Genomic DNA, 2,850 nt, shown 5'->3' on the forward strand with positions numbered 1-2,850 from the left:
TCTGATAACAGCTCTACTTAAGATTTAGAGTATGATTATAACTCATCCCTCCCTGTTTGTTACGATAAATCATTGGTCAAAGACTAATCTTTTTCTTTGTATTATTTCAAGCTCTTTAGATTTTTTCTTTTTTGTGAAATTTATCTCTATACAAATTAACTAGATAACAAAACGTAAAATAACAATGCAGCTGCCTCTTGTCGTTTCATACTTTGTTTTGATAGATAATCTGCTGATCCATCTTCATTATATATAACCTCAGGCCCTACTAAGCGATGACCTACAATGTTTTTCACGGATTCTATTGCCCAATCGTCAGTTTCTCCCTTTAAAGTTGCATCTGCAGATGGCGCTCCTAACATTTTTAAATACTGCCAGGTAATCCATGCTGCTTCTTGTCTAGTAATTGCACGGTCTGGATGGAATTGTTCCCCTTCTTTTTCATATAAAATACCAATTTCATATAACTTTTGAATATGTGGTGCATAAGGATGATTTTTCACATCAGAAAACACTGGTTCTTTTTTTGAAGGTGGCGTAAAGTAAGCAATTTGAGATAACCAATATGCAAATTCTGCTCGTGTAAGAGAAGATTCTGGAGTGAAATTCCCCTCCTTATTTGCTTGTAATACCTCGTATTGATGTAAAGGATTTATAAACTTAGCATATGGATGATTTTCATCTACGTCTTTAAATCTCTCAGGCTCACTTAACTTCACTGCTGAGCTGCCAGAGTTCCAATGTATCATTTCTTTTACGGTACCATCTTTGTGAAGTTTAAATGCCATATAATTCCCTTTTTCATCTTCAAATAGTAAAGGGTCTATTTGTTTTAGCTCCTGTTTACCATATACTTTATCACTTACATATAACTTCCCTTCACTTATGTTTACATGTGACATTAGGGTTTTTAATCTCAAATCTCGGTAAACCCCTTCAAATTTCTTTAATTCTTCTTCATTAGGGTTTAAATATTCAGGCTTTGTTTTATCTGGGAAATATTGATTCATAAAATCATCAAATACTTCAACAGGTAGTGCTGAACTATCTTTATTTGTAACAACAAAAACTCCAATTTTATGCTCTGGAATTAACCACATTAAAGATGAAAAACCTGGTATATTTCCACCTTTACCAAACACATATTGTCCATTATGACTTTGCGGTGAAAAGAACTCAAATCCGTATGTCATATTAGGGTATTTGGGATGTAAAGCAAATTTTGTTTTTTGCATATCTTCTACAGTTTCTTTTTGTAGTATTTGGTTATTTTTAAATTTACCATCATTCAATTGAGCAATCATGAAATTGGCTACATCACTCCCTGTAGAAAACATACTCCCTTGTGGCATGTCTGTTGGTCTTGTTTGATAAAATGGGATGGCATTACCTTTAGCATCATATCCTGTTGCCAACTTTTCTTTAATAAAATTAGTCATAACAAAACTACTATTATGCATTTCTAGAGGGTAAAAAATATTTTTTGCCATATATTTGTAAAAAGGTGTGTTTGTCAGATTTTGAACAATATACCCTTGAAGCATAGAGGCAAAATTATCATATGTATATGTATCTCCGGGCTTTCTCACTACAGTGGGCATATTATCTTCTACATAATCTTTAAGCATTGTATAATCATTTTCTTGATAATGGATGTCCTCGGGTCTAGGATCTACGTAATCAAACCCTGCTGTATGGCTAAGTAAATGTTCCATTGTAACTGGTTCACCCATGTTATTTTGGTACTTTAATCCCCCCATATAATTTACTATATCTTTATTTAAATCAATTTTTCCTTGTTCAACTAACTGCATGACAGCACTTGCAGTAAAAGCTTTTGATATTGATGCTAATCGAAAAACTGTTTTTTTAGGATCGATGGGAGTATTCTTTTCTTTATCAGAAAATCCGAATCCCTTTTGAAATAGAATTTGATTATCCTTTACAACGACAAGAGCTACACCAGCTGCATTTTCTTTTTTCATTTTCTCTGGAATCACTTTATTGGTGAATGCTTCTACATCTTTAGGATTTAATGTTATAGATGCAACAGTTTCGGCTTTTGAATAATTGCTCCCCAGAAAAAATAACAAAAAACAAACACTTACAGCTATTAACCTTTGAAAATAAGTTTTCATTCTTTTATTCCTATTACCCAAATTAATTCCCCCTTTAATACTAGATTTATTGATTAATAAACCATATTCTACCATTACATGGTTATTTTTTCTAATTTTTCTTCTATTCCGTTATTTGTTAACTGTTCGTCTGAGGAATTAGTCTATATATAATTAGTTCTTAGTTATAGAAAATGATTTAGCATACAAAAATGCTAGAAAGTCTTTAATATAGACTTTTGTCGGCAAGTTTTTTCCTAACATCCTATATACTGAAAACACCCATCCTTTATCATTGATAAAATGGGATGGGTGTTTTGTAACGCTTTAATTCTTACTGGGTATTAAGATATCTAAATGGACCAATTATTACAGTTAAAACATCGTTCAAAAGCTTACTCTCCTTGAACTCCATCCACTTTCACTTCATTTAGAAATGAGGGATTCCTAAGTAAAGATTCTTTCAACCTCTAATTGACTAGGCTATCCCCGCATCCCTTGCGGTTTGAAGCCTTATCGCTTCATTCTAAGCCTTATCGCTTCATTCTTAAAAATAAAAAAATGTGAAATTTTATATCATTATGTAAGACATTTAATATCAAATATATTACATTCACTATGAAATTAGTTTATTTATAGGATTTCTATAGATAAACAAGGTACTAAATTGACTCTTAAGAAGTCATAACATTATATTTGTCTAAAAATTGAAAAAATATGTGTAGATATATAT

1 protein-coding gene is annotated in these 2,850 nt (G+C 31.6%); it reads right to left on the reverse strand.

Annotated elements, in window-relative coordinates; translation table 11 throughout:
* Positions 1-155: 155 nt before the first annotated feature.
* On the reverse strand, positions 156-2,138 hold the full coding sequence (locus ABWK52_RS24525) for a serine hydrolase (protein ID WP_353772195.1): 1,983 nt from the start codon (positions 2,136-2,138) through the stop codon (positions 156-158).
* Positions 2,139-2,850 lie beyond the last annotated feature (712 nt).

Origin of the sequence: Bacillus sp. AP50 (genome assembly GCF_040492675.1) — a bacterium.
Lineage (GTDB): Bacteria > Bacillota > Bacilli > Bacillales > Bacillaceae_G > Bacillus_A > Bacillus_A cereus.